Annotated in this window: 20 protein-coding genes and 1 pseudogene; 9 read left to right on the top strand and 12 right to left on the bottom strand. The window is 68.7% G+C overall.

The window, feature by feature from the left end:
- Nucleotides 1-53: 53 nt before the first annotated feature.
- The 8 genes from ACRARE_RS08705 to ACRARE_RS08670 form a co-directional block, all read right to left on the bottom strand.
- Entirely contained in the window at nucleotides 54-1,181 is a 1,128-nt protein-coding gene (locus tag ACRARE_RS08705) for an NUDIX domain-containing protein (protein ID WP_432656039.1), read from the bottom strand.
- 1 nt (nucleotide 1,182) lies between these two features.
- A complete protein-coding gene (locus tag ACRARE_RS08700; protein WP_432656038.1) occupies nucleotides 1,183-1,629 on the bottom strand; it encodes a TrgA family protein in 447 nt (148 codons plus the stop codon).
- 331 nt (nucleotides 1,630-1,960) lie between these two features.
- Complete coding sequence (locus ACRARE_RS08695) at nucleotides 1,961-3,379, bottom strand: cryptochrome/photolyase family protein (RefSeq protein ID WP_432656037.1); 1,419 nt, start codon at nucleotides 3,377-3,379, stop codon at nucleotides 1,961-1,963.
- 114 nt (nucleotides 3,380-3,493) lie between these two features.
- Nucleotides 3,494-5,164, bottom strand: coding sequence for a BCCT family transporter (locus ACRARE_RS08690; RefSeq protein WP_432656036.1), 1,671 nt, complete (start codon nucleotides 5,162-5,164; stop codon nucleotides 3,494-3,496).
- Nucleotides 5,165-5,176: 12 nt separating this feature from the next.
- Nucleotides 5,177-5,593 carry a universal stress protein gene (locus ACRARE_RS08685; RefSeq protein WP_432656035.1) on the bottom strand — a complete coding sequence of 139 codons (417 nt, stop codon included), beginning with the start codon at nucleotides 5,591-5,593 and terminating at the stop codon, nucleotides 5,177-5,179.
- 312 nt (nucleotides 5,594-5,905) lie between these two features.
- Entirely contained in the window at nucleotides 5,906-6,421 is a 516-nt protein-coding gene (locus tag ACRARE_RS08680) for a DinB family protein (protein ID WP_432656034.1), read from the bottom strand.
- Nucleotides 6,422-6,604: 183 nt separating this feature from the next.
- A complete protein-coding gene (gene aroB / locus ACRARE_RS08675) occupies nucleotides 6,605-7,747 on the bottom strand; it encodes a 3-dehydroquinate synthase (protein ID WP_432656033.1) in 1,143 nt (380 codons plus the stop codon).
- The gene (locus ACRARE_RS08670; protein WP_432656032.1) at nucleotides 7,744-8,289 is read right to left on the bottom strand and encodes a shikimate kinase; all 546 of its coding nucleotides are present in this window, start codon (nucleotides 8,287-8,289) and stop codon (nucleotides 7,744-7,746) included. Before ACRARE_RS08670 ends, aroB begins: the two co-directional genes overlap by 4 nt.
- A 145-nt stretch (nucleotides 8,290-8,434) precedes the next feature.
- Here ACRARE_RS08670 and ACRARE_RS08665 point away from each other — a divergent pair, with 145 nt between their 5' ends.
- The 4 genes from ACRARE_RS08665 to ACRARE_RS08650 all read left to right on the top strand — a co-directional run bounded on the left by ACRARE_RS08665 (nucleotide 8,435) and on the right by ACRARE_RS08650 (nucleotide 12,899).
- Nucleotides 8,435-8,584, top strand: a complete 150-nt coding sequence (locus ACRARE_RS08665; protein WP_432656031.1) for a hypothetical protein — start codon at nucleotides 8,435-8,437, stop codon at nucleotides 8,582-8,584.
- A 49-nt stretch (nucleotides 8,585-8,633) separates the two neighbouring features.
- A complete protein-coding gene (locus tag ACRARE_RS08660; RefSeq protein WP_432656030.1) occupies nucleotides 8,634-10,394 on the top strand; it encodes a hypothetical protein in 1,761 nt (586 codons plus the stop codon).
- A gap of 12 nt (nucleotides 10,395-10,406) precedes the next feature.
- Complete coding sequence (locus ACRARE_RS08655) at nucleotides 10,407-11,396, top strand: tyrosine recombinase (protein ID WP_432656029.1); 990 nt, start codon at nucleotides 10,407-10,409, stop codon at nucleotides 11,394-11,396.
- Nucleotides 11,397-11,561: 165 nt separating this feature from the next.
- Nucleotides 11,562-12,899 carry an HlyC/CorC family transporter gene (locus ACRARE_RS08650; protein ID WP_432656028.1) on the top strand — a complete coding sequence of 446 codons (1,338 nt, stop codon included), beginning with the start codon at nucleotides 11,562-11,564 and terminating at the stop codon, nucleotides 12,897-12,899.
- A gap of 206 nt (nucleotides 12,900-13,105) precedes the next feature.
- Here the strand turns inward: ACRARE_RS08650 and ACRARE_RS08645 are convergent, their stop codons facing one another.
- Nucleotides 13,106-14,281, bottom strand: coding sequence for a DUF2254 domain-containing protein (locus tag ACRARE_RS08645; protein ID WP_432656027.1), 1,176 nt, complete (start codon nucleotides 14,279-14,281; stop codon nucleotides 13,106-13,108).
- Between the two features lie 228 nt (nucleotides 14,282-14,509).
- On the opposite strand from ACRARE_RS08645, the gene ACRARE_RS08640 reads away from it, so the two are divergent.
- On the top strand, nucleotides 14,510-16,918 hold the full coding sequence (locus tag ACRARE_RS08640) for a GcvT family protein (RefSeq protein ID WP_432656026.1): 2,409 nt from the start codon (nucleotides 14,510-14,512) through the stop codon (nucleotides 16,916-16,918).
- 196 nt (nucleotides 16,919-17,114) lie between these two features.
- Here the strand turns inward: ACRARE_RS08640 and ACRARE_RS08635 are convergent, their stop codons facing one another.
- Genes ACRARE_RS08635 through ACRARE_RS08625 form a run of 3 tightly spaced genes read right to left on the bottom strand, consistent with a single transcriptional unit; the run spans nucleotide 17,115 to nucleotide 20,574 of the window.
- Nucleotides 17,115-18,491, bottom strand: a complete 1,377-nt coding sequence (locus ACRARE_RS08635; RefSeq protein ID WP_432656025.1) for a cytochrome P450 — start codon at nucleotides 18,489-18,491, stop codon at nucleotides 17,115-17,117.
- On the bottom strand, nucleotides 18,488-19,774 hold the full coding sequence (locus ACRARE_RS08630) for a hypothetical protein (protein ID WP_432656024.1): 1,287 nt from the start codon (nucleotides 19,772-19,774) through the stop codon (nucleotides 18,488-18,490). The genes ACRARE_RS08635 and ACRARE_RS08630 overlap by 4 nt, the downstream gene beginning before the upstream one ends.
- A 50-nt stretch (nucleotides 19,775-19,824) precedes the next feature.
- On the bottom strand, nucleotides 19,825-20,574 hold the full coding sequence (locus ACRARE_RS08625; RefSeq protein WP_432656023.1) for a cytochrome c biogenesis CcdA family protein: 750 nt from the start codon (nucleotides 20,572-20,574) through the stop codon (nucleotides 19,825-19,827).
- 199 nt (nucleotides 20,575-20,773) lie between these two features.
- Here ACRARE_RS08625 and ACRARE_RS08620 point away from each other — a divergent pair, with 199 nt between their 5' ends.
- From ACRARE_RS08620 to ACRARE_RS08605, 4 genes and pseudogenes are all read left to right on the top strand, one after another.
- Entirely contained in the window at nucleotides 20,774-21,001 is a 228-nt protein-coding gene (locus ACRARE_RS08620) for a sulfurtransferase TusA family protein (RefSeq protein WP_432656022.1), read from the top strand.
- A gap of 39 nt (nucleotides 21,002-21,040) precedes the next feature.
- Nucleotides 21,041-21,268: pseudogene (locus tag ACRARE_RS08615) on the top strand (TfoX/Sxy family DNA transformation protein); the annotation flags it as partial.
- Nucleotides 21,269-21,484: 216 nt separating this feature from the next.
- Complete coding sequence (locus tag ACRARE_RS08610; RefSeq protein ID WP_432656245.1) at nucleotides 21,485-21,667, top strand: YqaE/Pmp3 family membrane protein; 183 nt, start codon at nucleotides 21,485-21,487, stop codon at nucleotides 21,665-21,667.
- Between the two features lie 25 nt (nucleotides 21,668-21,692).
- Nucleotides 21,693-22,049: a DUF4112 domain-containing protein gene (locus ACRARE_RS08605; protein ID WP_432656021.1), complete on the top strand. Its 357-nt coding sequence runs from the start codon at nucleotides 21,693-21,695 to the stop codon at nucleotides 22,047-22,049.
- Nucleotides 22,050-22,136 lie beyond the last annotated feature (87 nt).

The raw sequence follows: 22,136 nt of genomic DNA, 5'->3' as shown, positions 1-22,136 counted from the left end.
GTCATCCTTCCAAAGTCTATTTGCACCAGATGTATCTGCGCCGTGGCGCCAACTCAAGCGGCGCCCCGCAACTCGGAACGCCTGGTCGCCAGCCACAGCAGGGTCAGGACCAGCGGCGCGTTTCTGGCTTCGCCGCTGGACACCAGTTCCATGGCGCGTTCGAAACTCAGGACATGGGTCCGGATATCCTCGGCCTCTTCGTCCAGCCCCCCTGCCCCTAGGCCCGTCTCGGGCAGGTCGCAAAGGCCGATGTAACAGTGGTGAAACTCGCTCAGGCAGCCGGGCGATGGATAGGACGAGCTGACATGATGCAGCGCCTCCAGCTCCAGCCCTGCCTCTTCGCGGGCCTCGCGGCGGGCGCAGGCCTCGGGGGTCTCGCCCGGATCGACACGGCCCGCCACCGGCTCCAGCATCCAGGGCAGCGCCTCGCCCCGGCCATAGGGGCCCATGCGGAACTGTTCGACCAGCAGCACCCGGTCGCGGCGCGGGTCATAGGGCAGGACGATGGCGGCGTCGGGGGCCAGGAAGACCTCGCGCCGGATCGGCTGCGAGGGGCCGCCCGCGAAGGTCTGGTGGCGCAGCTCGAAGGTGCGGGCGATGAAGTAGCCCGCGTGGTCGTCCTGCTGGTGCAGCTCCTGCACCCAGGGGTCGGTCGGGCCGCACCCCAGGTCGTGCCGCGCCGGATAGCGTTCGGCGGCCACACGCGCCGCTGCCCGGGCGCGGATCTGGCCCAGGCGAAAGCGCAGGTCAGAGCCCTGGAACCGGCCGCGCAGCTTCATCACCTCATGGGCCGTGTGGCAGGCCTCTTCGCCCACCTGTCCGGCCCAGTCCTCCAGCGACCAGCGCCCGGGGGCCACGGGTTGGGCGCTGTGTTCAGGGCGGAAGGCCCGGGCGCGCAGCGGCGCGCCGTCCACCTCGACCACTACCTCGGCGGGGACCAGCCCGTAGGCATCGGCGTAATGGGCAATCCGTGCCGCCACCTCGTCTGCCAGGTCGCGCAGCACGATCCCCTGGGTCGCCGTCCCCGGATCCTGCACCAGCACCGGCCAGTCGTCGCTTTCGCGCGGCGCGGCGCGGTATCCCTCCAGCCGGGCGGCGGCCTCGGCCGGGCGTGTGCCCGCCACGATCTGCATCATCACCGGCAGGCACAGGGGGCCGTAAAGAAAAAGGGGGCACCCCATGTTATTTCCACATCCGGTCGACGATCTTGGCCATCAGCGCCGACAGCAGGCCGCCCCCGATCAGCGTCATCAGGATATGCGGATGCAGCAGGTTTGCCCCCCATTCGGCCGAGATCGGCAGGATGTCCAGGATCGCCTCGATCGGCCCGTCATAGCGCCGCCGCAGCGCCTTGCGCAGCGCCTCGTTGCCCGCGAAGACGAAGAAGGCGATCAGCAGCATCACCCCGACCCCGGTCAACCCATAGCCCACGATCTGCGAGAGGGTGGACTGGCGCGTCACCCGGCGCCCGATGGTCGCCCAGCCGGTCCAGGCGCCGATGGCGGTGCTGACCCAGGGGAACTGGCCGAAGTTGAACTCTTCCTCCCAGGCCGCCATGACCTGGGTCGAGACGAGATAGGCCGTGCCGGCCAGCGTGGCCGATGCGGCGACCTTGCCCATGGTGAACATCTGGGGCTGCCCTCCTGCACCTGTAATCGGTTCTGTTATCTCGCATTTTCGCGCGTGACATGGCAAGCCGCCTTGGCGCTGCAATCGGAGGGCGTTGCGGTGAAGGTAGGTATCTAACTGCCACGCCTAGCGCATTGAAAGAAATGCAAATTATGCCTTCCCTGAAGTTCTGGAGTAAGTCCGCTCCGCCAGCCCGCGCGATGACGGGCCGCCGCCTCTCTGGGCAGGGTCAGCGCGCCGATGCGGCGCCCCTGTCCTTGCGGTGTCACTTTAGAAGCGCGGAAAAATCACCGTATTTCAGAGGGTTTCCGCCTCTCCCTCGTGCGATTTCTCAGCTGTCGTCCTTCAGCGCCGCATAGGCCGCCAGCGCCCGCTCGCGCCCGGCCTTCAGATCGACCAGCGGCGCCGGGCGGGGTTGGTCCGGCTTTAGCTCCCAGCTTTCGGGAATGGCGTCGTAGAAGGACAACGCATCGCGCCCCGGCTTGCCCTGCCCCTCGGCCAGCCAGCGGCGGCGATAGCTCTGGTCGCGGTCGAACTTCTCGGCCTGGGTGTCGGGGTTGAACACCCGAAAATAGGGCGCCGCATCGGGGCCGCTGCCCGCCACCCATTGCCAGCCCATGGCGTTGGAGGCCGGATCCCAGTCCACCAGACAGTCCTCGAACCACCGCTGGCCGATCCGCCAATGCACCAGCATGTGCTTGGTCAGATAGGAGGCGACGATCATCCGCGCCCGGTTGTGCATCCGCCCGGTCACGAACAACTCGCGCATGGCGGCATCGACGAAATCCACCCCCGTGCTCCCCTGTTTCCAGGCCAGCACCCGCTCGTCCTCCTCCTCGGACCAGCTGAACCCGTCCCAGTCCTCGCGCCAGTTCCGGGTCAGGATCTGCGGCGCGTGGTACATCAGGTGATAGGCGAACTCGCGCCAGACCAGCTCTTTCAGGAAGGTCTCGGCCCCCGGCTTGCCGTCCTCCAGCGCGCGCCAGCCAGCGTGCCAGCACTGGCGCGGGCCGATCTCGCCCAGGGTCAGGTAATGCGACAGATCCGAGGTGGCCTCGGCCCCGGGGATGTCGCGCCCGTCCTTGTAGCCCGCCACCCGGTCGCGGATGAAAACGCCCAGCTGGTTTTGCGCGGCCCGTTCGCCCGCTGTCACATGGCCCGCCACCACATCGCGGCCGCGCCGCATGGGCGCCGAGAGCTGCCAGTCGGTCAGGGCCTCGGTCTCGGGCCAGGGATCCGGCGCGGGGATCTGGGCGGGGGCGGGCAGCGCGGGGCCCACGTCGCGGTCGCGCACGGCGCGCCAGAAGGGGGTGTAGACCTTGTAATAGCCGCCCTTCCCGGTCTCGACCTGCCAGGGTTCGAACAGCAGATGGCCCGGATGGCTGACCGCCTCGATCCCGTCCTCCTTCAACCCGGCCTTCACCGCCTTGTCCCGGGCGATGGCCTGCGGGTCGTAAAGGCGCGTCCAGTGGACGGCCTCGGCGCCCGTCTCTGCGATCAGGCCGCGCAGCACCTCCAGCGGATCACCGCTGCGCAGGATCAGGCGCGACCCCTGCCCCTTCAGCGCCTCGACGAAGGCGTCCAGCCCCAGCTCCAGCCGCAGGGCGGGCGCGGCGCCCAGGGCGGTCACGCTGTCGTCGCGGATCACCACCGGGATCACCGGGCTGCCACGGGCCACGGCGGCGCTCAGCGCGGGGTGATCGGTGGTGCGCAGGTCGCGGCGCAGCCACAGCAGGGTCGGTGCAGGCATGTCTTGGCCCCTCTCAACGGTCTTTCGGGGGGATACGTAGCACGAGGGGCGCCCGGATCACTCCGGCCGCCCCTCTTTTCCGTTTCGTTCAGGCGCCCTGCGGGGCGCGCCGGATCACAGCTCGCGCCGCTCGGCCATCAGGCCACGCCAGATCGCCCAGCACATCACCAGCAGAACGATGGTGAAGGGCAGCCCGGTCGAGATGACCATGGATTGCAGCGAGGACAGGCCCCCCGCCGAGAGCAGCAGCACGATGGCCACGGCGCCCTCGAAGAGGCACCAGAACACCCGCTGCGGCACCGGCGCGTCGACCTTGCCGCCTGCGGTGATCGTGTCGATCACCAGCGAGCCGGAGTCCGAAGAGGTGACGAAGAAGACGATCACCAGCACGATCCCGATCAGCGAGGTGATCCCCGCCATGGGCAGCGCATCCAGCATCTTGAACAGCTGGATCGGCAGTTCGGCGTCCTGGGCGGCGGTATAGCCGTCCTGCACCACCTGGGTGATCGCCACGCCACCAAAGACCGACATCCACAGCACGCAGACCAGCGAGGGGATCAGCAGCACGCAGATGACGAATTCGCGCACCGACCGGCCCCGCGACACGCGAGCAATGAACATGCCGACGAAGGGGCTCCAAGAGATCCACCAGGCCCAGTAGAAGCTGGTCCAGCCCTGCATGAAGTTCACGTCTTCCCGACCAACCGGATTGGACAGGGCGGGTAGATATTCCACATAGGCCAGCAGGTAGTCGGCAAAGCCCGTGAGGATGGCCAGGGTCGGTCCCGCGATCAGCACGAAGAGCAGCAGCAGGAAGGCCAGGCCCATGTTGATCTCGGACAGGATCTTGACCCCGCCATCCAGGCCACGCAGGACCGAGACCAGGGCGATGGCGGTGATGCCGGAAATCAGCAGCACCTCGACCGTGTCGTTGATCGGGATCCCGAACAGCTCGTTCAGGCCCGCGTTGGCCTGGGTGGCGCCGAAGCCCAGCGAGGTGGCCAGACCAAAGAGCGTGGCAAAGACCGCCAGGATGTCGATCAGGTGCCCCGGCCAGCCCCAGACGCGTTCGCCCAGGATCGGGTAGAAGGCCGAGCGGATGGTCAGCGGCAGGCCCTTGTTGTAGCTGAAAAGCGCCAGCGCCAGCGCCACGACCGCATAGATCGCCCAGGGGTGCAGACCCCAGTGGAAGATCGTGGCCGCCATGCCCAGACGCATCGCCGCCTCGGCGTCGCCCTCGGCCGCGCCCAGGGGCGCCCAGTCGGTGCGCAGGCCATCTTCACCCATGGCGATCCCGCCCATCGAGCTGGAGAAATGGCTCATCGGTTCCGAGACGCCATAGAACATCAGGCCAATGCCCATGCCCGCGGCGAACAGCATCGCGAACCAGCCGATGTAGGTATAATCGGGCGTGGCCTCTGCCCCGCCCAGCCGGACCGAGCCCAGGGGCGTCACGATCAGCAGCAGGCAGAACAGCACGAAGATGTTGCCGGCGCCCAGGAAGAACCAGTCAAAGCCCTTGGTCACCGCGCCGAACAGCCAGCTGAACAGCGATCCCGCCTGCTCCGGCAGGGCCAGAGTGTAGAAGACGAAGGCGACGATGCACAGGCCCGAGATCAGGAAGACCGGGTTGTGGATGTCGAAGCCGAAGGGCCCGAGCTCGCCTTCGATATTGTCCTGGCCGATCTCGTAATCGGTGTCGATGACATCCGCCGCCCCTTCCGGCGCGGGAATGCCCATCTCCTCCATGTCGGTGGAGGTGTCGTTGGTGTTGTTGTCACTCATCCCTCGTCCCCCTCAGCTGCGCACGATCATGACCGAGCACTTGGCGTGTCCGGCGATCCGCCCGCCGTTGGACGGCCAGACGTAATCGGTGATGTTGGGAATATGGCTGGCCATGACGACCAGATCCGCGCCGGTCTCGTCCACGGCCTTAAGCAGCTCGTGGTCGATCTCGACGGCGATGTCGTGGCCTACCATCATGTGGGCGGTGGCGGTGACGCCCTGCGCCTCGGCCTGGGCCTTGGCGAAGGCCTCCAGCTTGGCGCGGTATTCGTCGGGAGTGTGGGCGATCGAGCCCGGCAACGCCGAGGTGACCCCGACGAAGACGATGTCCGCGCCGAAGGTCTGGGCCAGCTTGGCCGATACCTCCAGCGATTTCGTCAGACGGTCCGCGTGGGTCAGGTCCACGGGAACCATGATCTTGGAATACATCCTTGCCTCCTTGTTCGGCCGGGCGTCGCGGCGGACGGTTCTTATGCCGCCTGAGGGCGCCAGGGCCCGGCGTGTCTGGGCAGACCTTTCCGGCCTGACCTCCCTGAAAGGTAACGGTTCGTTAACACACCCGTGAGCAAAAGCCGATGCGATGGCGCACAAAAGCGACATTCGCGTGTCGGATTTGTCGGGTGTCCCATGTCACAGGACATAGGGCGCAGGGCGGAAGGGAAAGGCGGACGGGCGAAATTCTTTGCGCAAAGCGGGCGCCCGGGGCCGCGTGGCCGCCGCCAGGGCCGCCCTATCGGGGGCCTAGCGCGCGGTCTCGGCGGCGGGCATCAGGAACAGGTCGGTGGGCCCGGGGTCGATGCCAAGGGCGGTCAACATGGCGTGGATCTGGCCCCGGTGGTGGGTCTGGTGGTTGAAGACATGCATGACGATCCCCGCCAGCGGGCGGCGTTCCTCGCGTCCGGTGATCCCCGAATGCCAGACCAGATCGCCGGTCAGATCCAGCGCGCCCAGCCCCTCGGCCCAGAGACGGAAGCGGCCATCAATGCGGAACCGCTCGGCCTGCCAGGCGGCGATGGTCGGGGTCAGTTCGGGGCTGCCCTTCATGCCCACCTCGGGCCGTGCCACGTCCGTCAGGCGCGACAGCCACAGCTGATCGGCCCAAAGCAGGTGGTTCGCCGTGCCCAGCAAGGAGCCGAAGAAGGCGCCCCGGTCCTGGCGCAGCGCCTCTGGGTCCAGCTGCGCCAGGGCGGCGGCCATCTGGCTGTTCTGCCAGCTGTTGTAGCGGGCCATCGTCTGGCAATAGGCAGGTGTGATCATCGCGTCTGGGGCCTTCGCGTCATCAGGAGGGTCAGGGAAATAACAGCCCGCAAGAGATCGGAAAGCAAGCCCGGAGGCGCGCCGCCCGAGCGGGTGTGCCGTAGGTCGCCCCCTTGGTGCGCACTCTAAGCACCTGAAGTGATTTCACCAATGGCCGCACTTCGCGCGGTGCGTGAAGGCGGCTCAGCGCAGGGCCAGCGCCTCGCTCAGCACCTTGTGCACCGCCTCGCCCGGCACCTCTGCGGTGACGAAGGCCTCGCCGATGCCGCGCGCCAGGATAAAGCGCAGCTGGCTGTCGACCACCTTCTTGTCCTGCGCCATCAGCGCCAGCAGCCCCTCGGCATCGGGCAGATCGCCCGCGATGTCGCGCAGGTCCACCTTCATCCCCATGTCGCGCAGATGCGCCCGGACCCGGCTGGGCGCCTCTTGCGAACACAGCCCCAGTTTCGAGGACAGCTCGAAGGCCAGGGCACAGCCGATGGCCACCCCCTCGCCATGCAGCAGCCGGTCGGAATAACCCGTCGCCGCCTCCAGCGCATGGCCGAAGGTATGGCCGAGGTTCAAAAGCGCGCGGTCCCCCTGCTCTGTCTCGTCGCGGGCCACGATCTCGGCCTTCATCTGGCACGAGCGTTTGACGGCGGCCACCCGGGCCGCCATGTCGCCCGAGGCCAGCGCCGGGCCCATCTTTTCCAGCCAGTCGAAGAAATCGCTGTCGCCCAGCAGGCCGTATTTCACCACTTCGCCATAGCCCGCCAGGAAGTCGCGGGCGGTCAGCGTGCCCAGAACGGCGGTATCGGCCAGCACCAGGGCGGGCTGGTGGAAGGCGCCCACCAGGTTCTTGCCCCGGGCGCTATTGATGCCGGTCTTGCCGCCCACGGAGCTGTCCACCTGGGCCAGCAGCGAGGTCGGGATCTGCACGAAGCGCACGCCCCGGCGCAGCACGGCGGCGGCAAAGCCCGCCAGGTCGCCGATCACCCCGCCGCCGAAGGCCACCACCACGTCCGAGCGTTCGACCTTCTGTTCCAGCAGCCATTCCACCGCGCGGGTGAACTGCGGCCAGGATTTCGTCGCCTCGCCCGCGGGCAGGGTCAGGGCCACCATCTCGATCCCGGCCGCGGCCAAGCCCTCGCGCAGCGCCTCCAGGTGCAGGGCGGCGACGTTTTCGTCGGTCAGCACGGCGACGCGCGGGCGGCGCAGCAGCGGCGCGATATGGGCGCCCGCCTGGGCGATCAGCCCGGGGCCGATCTCGATCCGGTAGGCGCGCGTGCCCAGTTCGACCGTCAGGGTTTCGGCCAGGGTATCCGGGGTCAGGTCCAAATTGCTCATTTCGCCTCCAGCACGTCGGGCCGCGCGCTCAGCGCCTCCACGACCTTTTCCGCCATGTCCTGCACGGAATACTCGGCCCGCGCCTTCACCGACAGGTCGGCCTGGGCATAGACCGGCACCCGCGCCTCGTAGATCTTGCGCAACGTGGCGCGGGGATCGGGGGTTTTCAGCAGGGGCCGGGTGTCGCGGTGGCGCACCCGGTTCCACAGCAGATCCAGATCCGCATCCAGCCAGACGGCCACGCCCTGGCGGGTGATCATCTCGCGATTGGCCGGTGCCATGTAGGCGCCGCCGCCGGTCGACAGGATCGCCGGGGCCTCTTCCAGCAGGCGGGCGATGACCTGGCGTTCCTTCTGGCGAAAGAAATCCTCGCCGTCGCGGGTGAAGATCTCGGCGATGGTCATGTTGGCGGCGGCCTCGATCTCGGCATCGGAATCGCGGAACCCCACGCCCAGGATCTGCGCCACGGCGCGGCCCACGGCGGTCTTTCCGGCGCCCATCATGCCCACCATCACGACGCTCTTACGCAGCTTCCAGCCCATAACCTCCACCGGGGTTTTCCATGGCGCGGCGGGGCCTTTCGGCGCCCGGCTGCCATTTGACGATTTTCGCGTCTGAATGACGTGATCTTGCGGAAAAGGCCAGTTATAAGTTGCGGAAACGACAGGCGAACGGGACAAGACTTATATGCTTCGCATCCTCAAATGGCTGCTCTACCTGGCCCTTCTGGGCGGAATCGCTTTGGTGGCCTATGCCTATCTCGGGCCCTGGCTGGGCGCCGACTTCGCCCCGCCAGCGCAAGAGATCCGCGCCCCCCTGGTGCTGGATGCCAACTGACCGCAGGGGTCTTTCCCGACGCCGGACGGCAGGTTCGGCGTCCGCCCTGGTGCTGGCGCTGTGCCTGGCGGGCCTGCCCACGGGCAGCGCCGCGCAGGACGGGGCCGTCGTCGACCCCCGGCTGGGGGCCGGTCCGCCGCCTGTCTTCGGCCTTGACCAGATGCAGCAGATGCAGGGCGCCGTGCCCGTGGATCTGTCGCAGGGCCTGCCCGTCACCCAGCCCGACCGGCGCCCTGCCCTTGGCAGCCAGAACGCGCGCGGACCTTCGGGCGGTGCCCCGGCGGCGGGTGCGCCCATGTCCGCCATCGACTGGCTGGACGCGCTGACCGATGCGGGCATCGCCCGGCCCGGCGATCCGGCTCCTGATCAAGCCTCTGACATTGCCGACAGCGCCCTGGCACCCGAGGTCCGCACCCTGACCCTCTCGGCGTCAGAGGCGGGCGCCGTGGGCCTGCTGCCCGCCTCGGTGACGGGCCTGCCCACGACGCTGTGGCAGGGCTCGGAGGTGGCGACGCTGATCCGCCGGATCGACACGCTTGACGTGACCCGCCTGCCCGCCATGCAATCCCTGCTCTACACCCTGCTGCTGGCCGAGGCGGATCCCCCCGAGGGCCCGGCACAGGGCAGCGGTGGCGCGGCGCGCGACGATGACCCGCTGCTCTTGGCGCGGATCGACAAGCTTGCGGATCTGGGGGCGCTGGACCCGGCGCTGGCGCTGATCGAACGGGCGGGGCAGACCCGCAGCCCGGCCCTCTTTGCCCGCTGGTTCGACCTGTCGCTGCTGGCCGGGCTGGAATCCCAGCCCTGCCGCCGCATCGCCACCGACCCCGAGATCGCCCCCGGCCCCGCCGCCCGCATCTTCTGCCTGGCGCGCAACAGCGACTGGGACACCGCCGCCCTGCTGCTGGAAACCGGCGGCGCCCTGGGCGCCCTGGCCCCCATCGAAGAGCGGCTGTTGACCCGTTTCCTGCATGTGGATCTGGACGACGACGCCACGCCGCTGCCGCCCCCTGCACCGGGACAGATCACCCCGCTGCTCTTCCGCCTGTCCGAGGCCATCGGAGAACCCCTGCCCACCTCTGACCTGCCGCGCGCCTATGCCTATTACGACCTGCGCGGCCGGGCGGGCTGGAAAGCGGCGCTGGAGGCGGCCGAGCGGTTGGCGCGCACCGGCGCCCTGCCGGAAAACCGCCTGCTGGGCCTCTATTCCGGCGGGCGCCCCTCGGCCTCTGGCGGGATCTGGGACCGGGTCGCGGCGGTGCAGGCCTTCGATGCGGCCATCGGCGCGCCGCGCCCCGACCGCGATCTGGTGCGTCAGACCCTGCCGCCCGCCTGGGAGGCGATGCAGGACGCGGGGCTGGAGACGGCCTTTGCCGCCCTCTATGCCGGACGCCTGGCCACCTATGCCGCCGAGGCGGGTGCGCCCGGGCGCATCGCCCTGCGCGCCCTGCTGCTGGCGCCCGATCCGGGCGATCACCTGGCCGCCCTCGGCCCGCGCAACCCGACAGAGGCCTTTCTGCTGGCGCTGGCGCGCGGGCGCCCCGATCAGGTCGAGGCCCCCTCGGAACGGGCCCGCATCGTGGCGCGCGGCTTTGCCGCCGACACCCGCCTGCCCACCCGGCTGGCGCGGCTGGTCGATCAGGGCCAGCTGGGCGAGGCGATCCTCGAGGCGATGCAGCTTTACGCCTTCGCCATGGCGGGGAACCTGGCCGATACGGGGCCCGCGCTGGCGGGCTTCCGCGCCCTGGGTCTGGAACAGACGGCCCGCGCCGCCGCCTTGCAGATCCTGTTGCTGGACGATCGCGGATAAGGGGGGCCTAGGATGAGCACGCGCGCCCCCGAAGACGACCGTTGGCTTTCGGCCTTCCTCGACGCCCAGGCGGCTGAGGCGGGGGCGGCGCGCAACACCCTGCTGGCCTATGGCCGCGACTTGCGCGACGCGGGCGACTGGCTGGCGCGCCGGGGGCTGGGCTGGGCCGGGGCCGGCCGCGCCGATATCGAGGCCTATCTGGTGCATTGCGACGCGCAGGGCCTGTCGCAGGCCACCCGCGCGCGGCGGCTGTCGGCCATTCGCCAGCTCTACCGTTTTGCCTATGACGAGGGGCTGCGCACCGACAATCCGGCGATCCAGATCCGGGGCCCGGGCCGGGCGCGGCGCCTGCCCAAGACCCTGACCACAGACGAGGTCGACGCCCTGCTGGCCGCCGCCGCGGTCCATGGCCGGGGCGCGGATGACCGGCTGCGCAACCGCTGCCTGATGGAACTGCTTTACGCCACGGGGATGCGGGTCACCGAACTGGTCTCTCTGCCGGTGGCGGCGGCGCGCGGACGCCCAGAAATGCTGCTTGTGCGCGGCAAGGGCGGCAAGGAACGGCTGGTGCCCCTGTCGCCGCCCGCCCGTGACGCCCTGTCCGACTGGCTGGCGCGGCGCGACGTGCAGGAAGACGAGGCACGGCTGGCGGGGCGGCATGCCTCGCGCTTTCTCTTCCCGTCGCGCTCGGCCGAGGGGCATCTGACCCGCCACCGCTTCTACCTGCTGATCAAGGAGATCGCCCTGGCCGCCGGGATCGCCCCCGACAAGGTCACCCCGCACCGGCTGCGCCATGCCTTCGCCACCCATCTGCTGGAGAACGGCGCCGATCTGCGTGCCATCCAGACCCTGCTGGGCCATGCGGATCTGGCCACCACGGAGATCTACACCCATGTGCTGGACGCCCGCCTGCGCGAGCTGGTCGAGGGCCATCATCCGCTGGTCGCGGGCGCCGCACAGGGCGCGACGCCCCCCGAGGCGGGACCGGACGAGGACCGCTGAGCGCCGCGCCGCGCCTCATCCTTGCATGGCCGCCATCGGGCTTGTCCTTCGTTGCCCTCTTCATCCCCGCATCACAAAGGGGCGCGTCTTGCGAACCTGCCGCGCCCTGCCCTTGATCCCGGCGGCGACCGTGCCCATAACCCCTTCAGACCTTTGGGAGAGATCATGGACGACGCAAGCGCATCACTGACGGGCCTGGCCGCCCTGGACGCGGCCTTTTGGATCACCGCCGCGGCGATCCTCGGCCTTCTGGTCTTCTCGGCCTTCTTTTCGGGCTCGGAAACCGCGCTGACGGCGGCCTCGCGCGGGAAACTGCGCGCCCAGGCCGACAAGGGCTCGCGCGGGGCGGAACGGGCGCTGGAGATCACCGAGGACAACGAGCGGCTGATCGGCTCGGTCCTGCTGGGCAACAACCTGGTCAATATCCTGGCCACCTCGCTGACCACGGCCCTTTTCACCCGGGTCTTCGGCGACAGCGGCGTGGCCATCGCCACCCTGGTGATGACCCTCCTGGTGCTGATCTTCGCCGAGGTTCTGCCCAAGACCTATGCCATCACCAATGCCGAAACGGCGGCCAGCCGGGTCTCGGCGCCGATCGCCTTCGTCATCTCGATCTTCGCCCCCGTCGTCGCCCTGGTGCGCTGGCTGGTGCGCGGCGTGCTGCGCATCTTCGGGGTGAAGACCGACCCGGACAGCCAGATCCTGGCGGTGCGCGAAGAGATCGCCGGCGCCCTGAACCTGGGCCATTCCGAGGGCGTGGTCGAGAAGGAGGACCGCGACCGCATCCTGGGCGCGCTGGATCTGGGCGACCGCACGGTGGAAGAGATCATGCTGCACCGCTCGCGGATCGAGATGATCAATGCCGCCGACAGCGCCCAGGAGATCCTGTCGCAATGTCTGCATTCCAACCATACCCGCCTGCCGGTCTACGAGGGCGACCCCGAGAACATCGTCGGCACGATCCACGCCAAGGATCTGTTCCGCGCCACCTATACCCTGGCCACCAATTCCGAGGATCCCGCCGAGGCGCTGACGGATTTCAAGATCACCGATGTGATGATGGATCCCTATTTCATCCCCGACACCACCTCGCTGGACGAGCAGATGCGCCAGTTCCTGCATATGCGCACCCATTTTGCCCTGGTGGTGGATGAATACGGCGCCTTGCAGGGTCTGATCACGCTGGAGGACATCCTGGAAGAGATCGTGGGCGAGATCACCGACGAGTTCGACCCGGCCACCGCCGAACACACGGTGAAGAAGACCGAGGACGGCACCTATGTGGTGGACGGGGCGATGACGATCCGCGACCTGAACCGCGCCATGGACTGGTCCCTGCCCGATGAAGAGGCCAACACCATCGCCGGTCTGGTGATCCACGAGGCGCAGATGATCCCCACCGTGGGTCAGGTCTTTTCCTTCCACGGCTTCCGCTTCGAAGTGGCGGCGCGCAAGGAAAACCGCCTGACCCGGCTGCGCATCCGGCCGTTGGTTGCGGGCTGAGAGGGGGGTGGGGGCTCTGCCACCCGCCGCCGGAGGGCCGCAACATAGGGTATGGGGGCTCTGCCCCCGGCCGCCGGAGGACGGCAGATCTTAGGGAAAGGGGGCTCTGCCCCCGCCGCCCTGCGGGCGACTCCCCCGGGATATTTCTGGCAAACGAGAAGAGAGGGGCGGGACGCGGGCCCCGGCGGTGCGCCTTGACCGGGCCGTCAGCTTTTGCAGGCGCTTTGCAGCGCGCGGGCGGCCTGGGCGATGCCGGGGTCTTCGTGGCGCGCCAGCGCCCTCAGCGTCTGGTCTATGGGGCGGGCCAGTTCCTGCCGGTCGGCCCCGTCCGACAAGATCGGCGCCAGGGTCTCGTGGGTCATCGCCTCTGTCGCCAGAGCGGGCAGCCACAGCCGGTCGTGCTGCGCCTCCTGCGGCGCGGTGAAGGGCCCCTCGACCGCCATCAGCACCCGGGCGATGCGGTGCAGCATGTCCAGCGCCGTCCCCGGATCGTTGACGCCCGGTGACAGGGCGCGCACCGCGATCTCGCTGAGGCAGGTCAGGCCGAACCCCGGATCCTGGTCGAAATTGCGCAACGAGCCCAGGACCACATTGGCGGCAATCGCCTCTTCCATGGCCTTCTCCTCGCCTTCGTAGCGCGCCAGCGCGTCGCCCCGGTGCACATGGGCGCCGACCGGGTGCAGCAGCCAGATGCGTCCGTCACAGCCTTCAGCCGCCTGTTGCAGCCGGTCCTGATAGATCGTCTGCACATAGCCGCTGTCAGCGGCCCGCAGCACCCCAGCCCCCTCGGGCACGGCCTCGGGGTCCAGGGGATGGGCGCCCAGGCAGGGCGCATCGGCGCGCAGTGCCAGGGCGGCGCGGGTGCTGTCCTGGATCCGCTGGGCGGTGTTGATCAGGCTGCCCAGCATTTCCAGATGCGAGATCCAGCGGATGATCGCCACCACGATCAACAGCACCACCAGCAGGGTCATACCGAAAAGCACGATCAGCCCCGGCCCGGCGAAGATTTCGAGATCGCGCAGGATGATCGCCGAAAGCGCATAGAGATAGGCGCCCACGAAGGTGGCCAGAACCGTATGGGTCGTGGTGTCCTGCAACAGCATCTGATGGGCGCGCGGGGTCCAGCTGGTCGAGACCATGCGATGCGCCGCCGCCATCACCGTCAGCGAGAAGGTGGTGACCGTCAGCATCGAATTGGCGATGACCGACAGGATATTGTCCACCGCATCGCCGCCGATGAAGGGCTCGATCTCGCGCGGGATCAGCCGCGCCCCCAGCTTGGCCAGGCCAAGCGCCAGGAAGGCGAGCAGCGCGATCAGCACCACCCGCACCACCAGCCGCCGCGAGAAGGCGTGAAATTTGCGCAGAAGCGAGGGCAGCATGGGCGGGTCTCCTTTGGCAAGGATCTAGGTTGCGCCGGGCCGAGGACCAGATCGGGCCTGTTGCGTGGCGCCACGGCTGCGCATTTCGCGGGCGATGGCGTGGACCCCGGCGGGCCGATCGCGCTGGCGGCCCCATTCGGCGGCCATTTGCGACGCTTGATGTCGCTTTTCCGCAAGCCATCCCGCCCACTCCGCCGCCAGCATTCCCCCAGGCAACAGGAGGCGCAGATGCAAACCACCACCCGAGTCGCGGTTATCGGGGGCGGCGTCGTCGGCTGCTCCGTTCTCTATCACCTGACCAAGCTGGGGTGGTCGGATGTCATGCTGCTGGAACGGTCCGAGCTGACCTCTGGCTCGTCCTGGCACGCGGCGGGCGGGTTTCACACGCTGAACGGCGACACCAACATGGCGGCGCTTCAGGGCTATACCATTGGTCTGTATAAAGAGCTGGAAGAGATCACCGGCATGTCCTGCGGGCTGCACCAGACCGGCGGGCTGACCCTGGCCGACAGCCAGGACCGGTTCGACATGATGCTGGCCGAACGCGCCAAGCACCGGCACATGCGCCTGCAGACCGAGATCCTGACGCCCTCGGAGGTGAAAGAGCGCTGCCCCGTCACCAATATCGACGGCGTGATCGGCGCGCTGTGGGATCCGTTGGATGGCCACCTGGATCCCTCGGGCACCACCCATGCCTATGCCAAGGCCGCGCGCCTGGGCGGCGCCACGATCGAGACCCATTGCCGGGTGCTGGAAACCAACCCTCGCCCCGACGGCACCTGGGACGTGGTCACCGACAAGGGCACCATACACGCCGAACATGTGGTCAACGCAGGCGGCCTTTGGGCGCGGGAAGTCGCGGCCATGGCGGGGGTCTACCTGCCCCTGATGCCGATGGAACATCACTACATCGTCACCGATGACATCCCCGAGATCTACGAGCGCGACAGCGAGCACCCCCATGTGGTGGACCCGGCGGGCGAAAGCTATCTGCGGCAAGAGGGGCGCGGACTTTGCATCGGGTTCTACGAGAAGAAGCCCCGCGCCTGGGCGGTGGATGGCACCCGCTGGGATTTCGGCCACGAACTCTTGCCCGACGATCTGGACAAGATCGGCGACAGCATCACCTTCGCCTACAACCGCTTTCCCGTGCTGCAAACCGCCGGGCTGAAGCGGGTGATCCACGGTCCCTTCACCTTTGCCCCCGATGGCAACCCGCTTGTCGGGCCGGTGCCGGGGCTGCGCAACTACTGGTCCGCCTGCGCCGTCATGGCGGGCTTCTCCCAGGGCGGCGGCGTGGGCCTGATGCTGGCGCAATGGATGATCCACGGCGAATGCGAGCGCGACACCACCGCCATGGATGTGGCCCGTTTCGGCACCTGGACGACCCCGGGCTATACCCTGCCCAAGGTGATGGAGAACTACCGCACCCGCTTTTCGGTGGCCTATCCCAATGAGGAGAAACCGGCGGCGCGCCCCTTCCGCACCACGCCGATGTACGACACCTTCGATCAGATGGGCGCGGTCTGGGGCCAGCAATACGGGCTGGAGGTGGTGAACTATTTCGCCGCCCCCGGCGAGCCGCGCTATGAGACCCCTTCGACCCGCCGCTCGAACGCCTTTGCCGCCACCGCGCGCGAGGTGGCGGCGGTGCGCGGGGCCTGCGGCATCAACGAGGTGCAGAACTTCGGCAAATATGCCGTCACCGGCGCGGGCGCGCGGGCCTGGCTGGACCGGATCATGGCCGGGCGCATCCCGGCGCCGGGGCGGATCTCTCTGGTGCCGATGCTGTCGCCCTCGGGCAAGATCATCGGCGATTTCACCGTCGCCTGCCTTGGCGAGACCGAGTTCCGCCTGACCGCCTCTTACGGGGCCCAAGCCTACCACCTGCGCTGGTTCCAGCAGAACCTGGACGACGGGGTGGCGGTCGAGAATATCTCGGACTGTTCCACCGGGTTCCAGGTGGCGGGGCCAGAGGCGCGGGCGGTGCTTCAGGCCTGCACCCGCACCGATATTTCCGACATGCGGTTCCTGGATGTGCGGCGCCTGACCGTGGGGATGGCCGACTGCATCGTGCAGCGGGTCAGCTATACCGGGGATCTGGGCTATGAGATCTACTGCGATCCCATGGCGCAGCGGGCTCTGTGGTCGGCCCTTTGGGCGGCGGGCGCACCGCTGGGGATGAAACCCTTCGGGATGCGGGCGATGATGTCGCTGAGGCTGGATAGGCTCTTCGGCTCCTGGCTGCGGGAATATTCGCCCGACTACACCCCGGCCGAGACGGGCCTGGATCGCTTCATCGTCTGGACCAAACGCGCCGATTTCATCGGCCGCGCGGCGGCCGAGGCGGGGCGCGCCGCGGGGCCGTCCCGCCGCCTGATCGGGTTCCGGGTCGCGGCAGAGGATTGCGACGTGCACGGCTACGAGCCCATCTGGCACGCGGGCGAAGTGGTGGGCTATTGCACCTCGGGCGGCTATTCGCACCACCTGGGCCAGTCCCTCGCCCTGGGCTTTCTTCCCACGGCCGAGGCCGTGGCGGGAACCGAGGTGGAGATCGAGATCCTGGGCCAGATGCGCCGCGCGGTGGCGATCACCGAGACGGACTTCGCCCCCGAAGCCTTGCGGATGCGGGGCTGAGGGGGGCTTTGCCCCCGCGCGTGCCGCGCTCCCCCAGAGTATTTTGGGCCCAGTGAAAGAGCAGGCATCCGCCCCGATGCGGCCGCCTTTCGAAGACGGGGGCGTGGCACGCTCTCAACAGAGAGGTCCGCCAACCAGACAGGCGCTGTCCCGCTCTTTCACTGGGCCCAAAATACTTCGGGGGTGAATGGAGCCGTTAGGCTCCAGAGGGGGCAGCGCCCCCTTCCCTGCGCTCCAGTTGCAACCAGATCCCCGTCCGGCTTCTCACTGTGAGATGCGCCACAGGTTCCGGCAGTTTCCCCGTCACCGGCGCCACCCGCAGCTGCCGCAGGATCTCGGCCAGCAACAGCGGGCCTTCGAGCATGGCGAAACCCGCCCCGGTGCAGACCCGGGCGCCGGCGCTGAAGGGGATGAAGGCCTCGCGCAGACAGGTCTTGCCGTTCTCGGTCTGCCAGCGCGCCGGGTCGAAATCGTCGGGCGCCTCCCATAGGCGTTCCTGGCGGTGCAGGTGCCAGGGACTGATCACGATCTGGCTGCCCTTGGGCACATCGCGGTCGCGGAAATGTTCGGGACAGGCGGCCTCGCGCACCATCATCGGCACCGGCGGGTAAAGGCGCAGCGCCTCGCGGAAGACGTCGCGGGTGACGCGCAGCCGGGCGACATCGGCGAAATCCAGATCACCCACCTGCCCCACTTCGACCGCCACCCGGTCCTGCCAGTCGGGGAAAAGCGCCAGCAGGTAGAGCGTCCAGCCCAGGGCGGAGGCCGAGGTTTCATGCCCCGCCAGAAAGAAGATCGCCACCTGGTCGACCATCTCTTCGGTGGTGAAGGTCTGGCCGGTTTCGGGATCGCGGGTGGTCATGATCTTGGTGGCCAGGTCATCGGGCGCGGTGCCCGCCGCGATCTCGGCCATGCGGGCCTCGCAAAGGCCGCGGATCAGGGCGCGGATCTCGGCCCCCGCCCGGCGTGCCTGACGGGGCAGGAAGCGCGGCATCCAGCGCGGCAGGGGCACGAAGGCCGCCAGGTTCAGGATCGGTTGCGCCCGCTGGTAGTCGCGGAAGCGGTGAAAGACGCGCGCCGCCACCTCATGGTCGATGGGGATCGAGAAGAGGGTGCGGAAGATCACATCGGCGGCAGCATGGCTGGCCTCTTCCTCGATCTCGACCGCCTGGCCCGCCCGCGCCGTCAGCCGCGCCGCACAGGCCCGGGCGGCGGCCTGCATTGCGGGAAAGGTGTCGCGCAGCCGCCCGCCCTCGAAGGCCGGGTCGATGATCCGCCGCTGCCGTTCCCAGGTGGCGCCATTGGTCAGGAAGACCGAATTGCCCAACACCGGGCGCAGCCCCTCGCCCACCCGGTCGGATTTGGGAAAATCGCCGGGGCGGTCCTTCAGCACGGTCTTCACCAGATCGGGCTGGTTGATGAGGTAAGAGCGGAAGAATGGGGTGCGGAACTCGGCCATCCAGGCGCGGTAAAGGCGCGCGGGCTGTGCCGAGAGGATGTCGGCGCGAAAAAGCTTCGCATAGCGCCAGAGCGAGACGCGATCGGGCCGGGCGGGCGGTTTCGGGGGGATCATGCCGTGCTCCGGTAGCGGTTCACGGCGCGGGTGATGCGGCTTTGCGAGGGCGCGCGGCCCGCGAAACGCGCGGCCAGGGTCTGCGGCCCGGCGGTGATGCGGAAATAGTCGTAATCGCCGGGGCGGTCGAAGGCGCAGAGGTACTGGAAATGCAGCCGGAAGAAGCGCCGTTTCAGCGCAGCCCAGCGTTCGGGGCTGAGCGTCTGGGTGAAGGCGGCCGACAGCACCAGCGGGTGGATCTGCCCCTCGGGCGCCACGCCCGTGACCGCCACCGGATCACACAGCGCGAAGGCGCAGCCGTCGCCGGGGGCCGTGACGTCCAGCCAGTAAAGCTCGGGCCGGGTCGAGAGATAGGCCAGGTCGGCGCGCAGGCGGCTGGCACGGGGCAGGAAACTGACCATGGGCACCACCTGGCCCAGGGACAGGAAGGATAGCTGGGGGCCATCTTCGGGCACCTCGCCTGCGCGGATCAGGTCGGCCAGGATCGACACCGCCAGATGGGCACCCGAGCTGTGGCCCACCACCAGCACCTCGTCGCTGTCCTGGCAAAGCGCCTGGGCGATCTGGGCGCGGAACTGGGCCATCCGTTCTTCCAGCGCGGGCGGGTTGGCGCCCCGGTAGCGGGCCGAGAAGGCGTAGTCATGCATCAGGTAATAGGCAAACAAACGGCCATCGCGGGCCTTGAACCAGCGCAGCACGGTCACCGCCAGGGCGGCACCCGCGACAAGGCCCGGCAGGGCCGCGGCGCGCCCCAGCCCCAGGCCCTGCCCCGCCGCCGTGACCCCTGCCCCCAGGACCCAGCCCAACCCCAGGGCCAGCGCCAGTTGCAACAGCAGGAACCCCACCGGGTAGAGCGCCGCGATCACCGGCCCCTTGCGCAACCGCATCAGCCGAAACAGCGCTCCGGTGGCGATATATTCCCAGGCCGTGCGCAACAGTTGCAGATAGGTGGCCGCGATGCCGTGACCCATCGAGGCGCGCACGATGTCCGACCAGATCAGCACGTCGACCCGGGCCGCCACCTCGGCCCCCTCGATCCGGCCCGTCACCTGCCAGCCGTAGACATCGCCGCCCTGGCGCCCCTCCAGGGCGATCTCATAGCCCGAAATGCGGGCCTGTTCGGGGCCTTCCTTGCGGTAAAGCTCGCGGTAGCGGCGCGGGTGGATCGGGTCGTAGCCGGGGATGTAGAAGACATGGCGGCGGCGCACCGCGCGGGCGGGTGCGGCCTCGGTCGGATCCGTTGTCGGGCCGAGGGTGTGGCGGGGGTCGGGGGTGCTCGTCATGTCGCCTCTCTGGCGCCACGTTAGCCGAGGTTTCGCGCGGGCGTAAGGCCTTAGCCGAGGGTGGCCAGCGCCGGGAAGCTTTCCAGCAGCCAGTAGGAGAAGCGCGAGAAGCCCCCCGTCAGCATCATCAGCCCGATGGTCCACAGCAGCAGGCCCATGACCCGTTCGATCTGTTCCATATGCCGCTTCATCCAGGCCATCAGGCCGGTCAGGCGCGGCAGGAAGGCCGCCACCAGCAGGAAGGGAATGCCCAGCCCCGCCGCATAGACCGCCAAGAGCGCCGTGCCGCGCGCCAGCGAGGCCTCTTGCGCCGCCAGGCTGAGGATGGCGCCCAGTTGCGGGCCGATGCAGGGGGTCCAGCCGAAGGCGAAGGCCAGGCCCAGCACATAGGCGCCAAAGGCGGTGCCGCCCTGGTCGCCCGCGTCCAGCCGCGCCTCGCGGTCGAGAAAGCCGATGCGGTAGACGCCGACGAAATGCGCCCCGAAGATCATCACCACAATCCCCGCCACCACGTTGAACCACTGCTGATAGGCCAGAAAGACCGTGCCGATGGCCGAGGCGGCGAAGCCCAGGAACAGAAAGACGGTCGAGAGGCCCAGCACGAAGAAAAGAGCCGGCAAGAGCGCGCGCGAGCGGGCGCCGCGCTGGCCCAGCTCTCCCAGCGAGACGCCGGACATATAGGCCAGGTAGGGCGGCACGATGGGCAGCACGCAGGGGCTGAGGAAGGAAATGACCCCCGCCAGCGCCGCGACGAACATTGCCGGCAAAAGCGCGGCGTCCATGATCTCGATTCCGAACATGGGATCTGCCTAGCCTGCCTGAGAGGCGGCGTCACCTGTCATCCTGTCACAGGGGCGTGTGGGTAGGCGCGGGCCGGGCTGGGGGCGCTGCCCCCGCCGCGCCTGTGGCGCGTCTCCCCCAGAGTATTTTTGGCTGTCGGATAAGAGGGGCGTGGGTCCATGGCTGGACAGGGCCGCGCGAGGGGCCTAGGCAGGCGGAATGAGCGAGATCCTGGAAATCGACGCGCGCGGGCTGCGCTGCCCGCTGCCGGTGCTGCGGGCGCAGAAGGCGCTGCGGGGGCTGGCGCCGGGGGCAATGTTGCGCCTGCGCGCCGATGATCCCATGGCCCAGATCGACCTGCCGCATTTCTGCACTGAGGCGGGCCATGCGTTGCTGCTGGCGCGCGCCGAGGGGGACGGCTTTCTTTTCGAGATCCGGCGGGGCTGAGCGCTTGACCCGCGCAGGCCCCGGGCGCAGCATCGCCCCATGAGCACCCCCATTCGCAGCATCCGCAATCTTGGTCCCGCCATGGAGACGGCCTTTGCCCGTGCGGGCATCGCCTCGGCCGAGGCCCTGCGCGCGGCGGGGGCCGATGCGGCCTATCTGGCCGCCCTGCGCGCCGGGATGATCGCCCATTTCGCCGCCTATCTGTCGCTGGTCATGGGCTTGCAGGGTCGTCCCTGGACTGATGCGCACGGGTCCGAGAAAAAGGCCCTGCGCGCGCGCTACGAGGCGCTGCGCGCGGCACTTTACGCCCCCGGCGCCGAGGGTGAGACCGAGGGCGGCGCCCTGCCCCTGCCCCCCCGATCTGCGCCGTTTCATCCGCGATATCGGCCTCGACCGCTAGGCGCCTGCGGGGAACCCGATCCCCCTGTCCGCGTTGGACCTGCAACGCAACAAGGACCGAAACGGGAGAGCTTCGACATGACCATGGAACGAACCGACAGCGTGGGGGGCGATGTCCCGCGGGTGCTTCTGGCCTTCCTCCTGCCGCCGCTTGGCGTCTTCTTTCAGGTGGGCCTGGGCAAGCATTTCTGGTTCAGCATCCTGCTGACCCTGCTGGGCTGGGTGCCGGGGATCATCCACGCGCTTTATATCATCCTGCGCGACTGAGATGTCCGCGACCGATGCACAGGCCATGCAGAGGCCTGTCCGCGCCGAGGCGCTGGCCCGGCTGCATCGGCTGGACCGGCTGGCGCATAGGATGGACCGGGCGTTTCGCCTGCCGGGCACCGGCATCCGCTTTGGCTGGGATTCGATCCTGGGTCTGCTGCCAGGGCTGGGTGACACGGTCACCCTGGCCCCCGCCGCCTGGATCATCCTTGAAGGGCATCGTCTGGGCCTGCCCCGGGCGCGCGTCGCGCAGATGATCGGCAATGCGGGGATCGACTGGATCATCGGCTCGGTCCCCCTGGCAGGCGATCTGTTCGACGTCGGTTGGAAGGGCAATCTGCGCAATGTGGCGCTGATCCGGCGCCACTTGGAAGGGGTCTAGCCGGCCTTAGGGGACGCCCCCGCCCAAAGAAAAGCCCCGGTGCAGCGATGCACCGGGGCTTTCGTTATCTCATGCAATCAGATCGCG

The sequence above is a fragment of the Pseudooceanicola aquaeponti genome, assembly GCF_050897975.1.
Lineage (GTDB): Bacteria > Pseudomonadota > Alphaproteobacteria > Rhodobacterales > Rhodobacteraceae > Pseudooceanicola.
The sequence above is the reverse complement of the archived record's forward strand: the minus strand, read 5'-3'. Positions and strand labels throughout refer to the sequence as shown.

What these genes read in the sequence shown, in the direction of transcription:
- ACRARE_RS08705 (WP_432656039.1), bottom strand. Translation starts at nt 1,181, where the DNA reads ATGGGGTGCCCCCTTTTTCTTTACGGCCCCCTGTGCCTGCCGGTGATG.
- ACRARE_RS08700 (WP_432656038.1), bottom strand. Translation starts at nt 1,629, where the DNA reads ATGTTCACCATGGGCAAGGTCGCCGCATCGGCCACGCTGGCCGGCACG.
- ACRARE_RS08695 (WP_432656037.1), bottom strand. Translation starts at nt 3,379, where the DNA reads ATGCCTGCACCGACCCTGCTGTGGCTGCGCCGCGACCTGCGCACCACC.
- ACRARE_RS08690 (WP_432656036.1), bottom strand. Translation starts at nt 5,164, where the DNA reads ATGAGTGACAACAACACCAACGACACCTCCACCGACATGGAGGAGATG.
- ACRARE_RS08685 (WP_432656035.1), bottom strand. Translation starts at nt 5,593, where the DNA reads ATGTATTCCAAGATCATGGTTCCCGTGGACCTGACCCACGCGGACCGT.
- ACRARE_RS08680 (WP_432656034.1), bottom strand. Translation starts at nt 6,421, where the DNA reads ATGATCACACCTGCCTATTGCCAGACGATGGCCCGCTACAACAGCTGG.
- aroB (WP_432656033.1), bottom strand. Translation starts at nt 7,747, where the DNA reads ATGAGCAATTTGGACCTGACCCCGGATACCCTGGCCGAAACCCTGACG.
- ACRARE_RS08670 (WP_432656032.1), bottom strand. Translation starts at nt 8,289, where the DNA reads ATGGGCTGGAAGCTGCGTAAGAGCGTCGTGATGGTGGGCATGATGGGC.
- ACRARE_RS08665 (WP_432656031.1), top strand. Translation starts at nt 8,435, where the DNA reads ATGCTTCGCATCCTCAAATGGCTGCTCTACCTGGCCCTTCTGGGCGGA.
- ACRARE_RS08655 (WP_432656029.1), top strand. Translation starts at nt 10,407, where the DNA reads ATGAGCACGCGCGCCCCCGAAGACGACCGTTGGCTTTCGGCCTTCCTC.
- ACRARE_RS08650 (WP_432656028.1), top strand. Translation starts at nt 11,562, where the DNA reads ATGGACGACGCAAGCGCATCACTGACGGGCCTGGCCGCCCTGGACGCG.
- ACRARE_RS08645 (WP_432656027.1), bottom strand. Translation starts at nt 14,281, where the DNA reads ATGCTGCCCTCGCTTCTGCGCAAATTTCACGCCTTCTCGCGGCGGCTG.
- ACRARE_RS08640 (WP_432656026.1), top strand. Translation starts at nt 14,510, where the DNA reads ATGCAAACCACCACCCGAGTCGCGGTTATCGGGGGCGGCGTCGTCGGC.
- ACRARE_RS08635 (WP_432656025.1), bottom strand. Translation starts at nt 18,491, where the DNA reads ATGATCCCCCCGAAACCGCCCGCCCGGCCCGATCGCGTCTCGCTCTGG.
- ACRARE_RS08630 (WP_432656024.1), bottom strand. Translation starts at nt 19,774, where the DNA reads ATGACGAGCACCCCCGACCCCCGCCACACCCTCGGCCCGACAACGGAT.
- ACRARE_RS08625 (WP_432656023.1), bottom strand. Translation starts at nt 20,574, where the DNA reads ATGTTCGGAATCGAGATCATGGACGCCGCGCTTTTGCCGGCAATGTTC.
- ACRARE_RS08620 (WP_432656022.1), top strand. Translation starts at nt 20,774, where the DNA reads ATGAGCGAGATCCTGGAAATCGACGCGCGCGGGCTGCGCTGCCCGCTG.
- ACRARE_RS08610 (WP_432656245.1), top strand. Translation starts at nt 21,485, where the DNA reads ATGGAACGAACCGACAGCGTGGGGGGCGATGTCCCGCGGGTGCTTCTG.
- ACRARE_RS08605 (WP_432656021.1), top strand. Translation starts at nt 21,693, where the DNA reads ATGCAGAGGCCTGTCCGCGCCGAGGCGCTGGCCCGGCTGCATCGGCTG.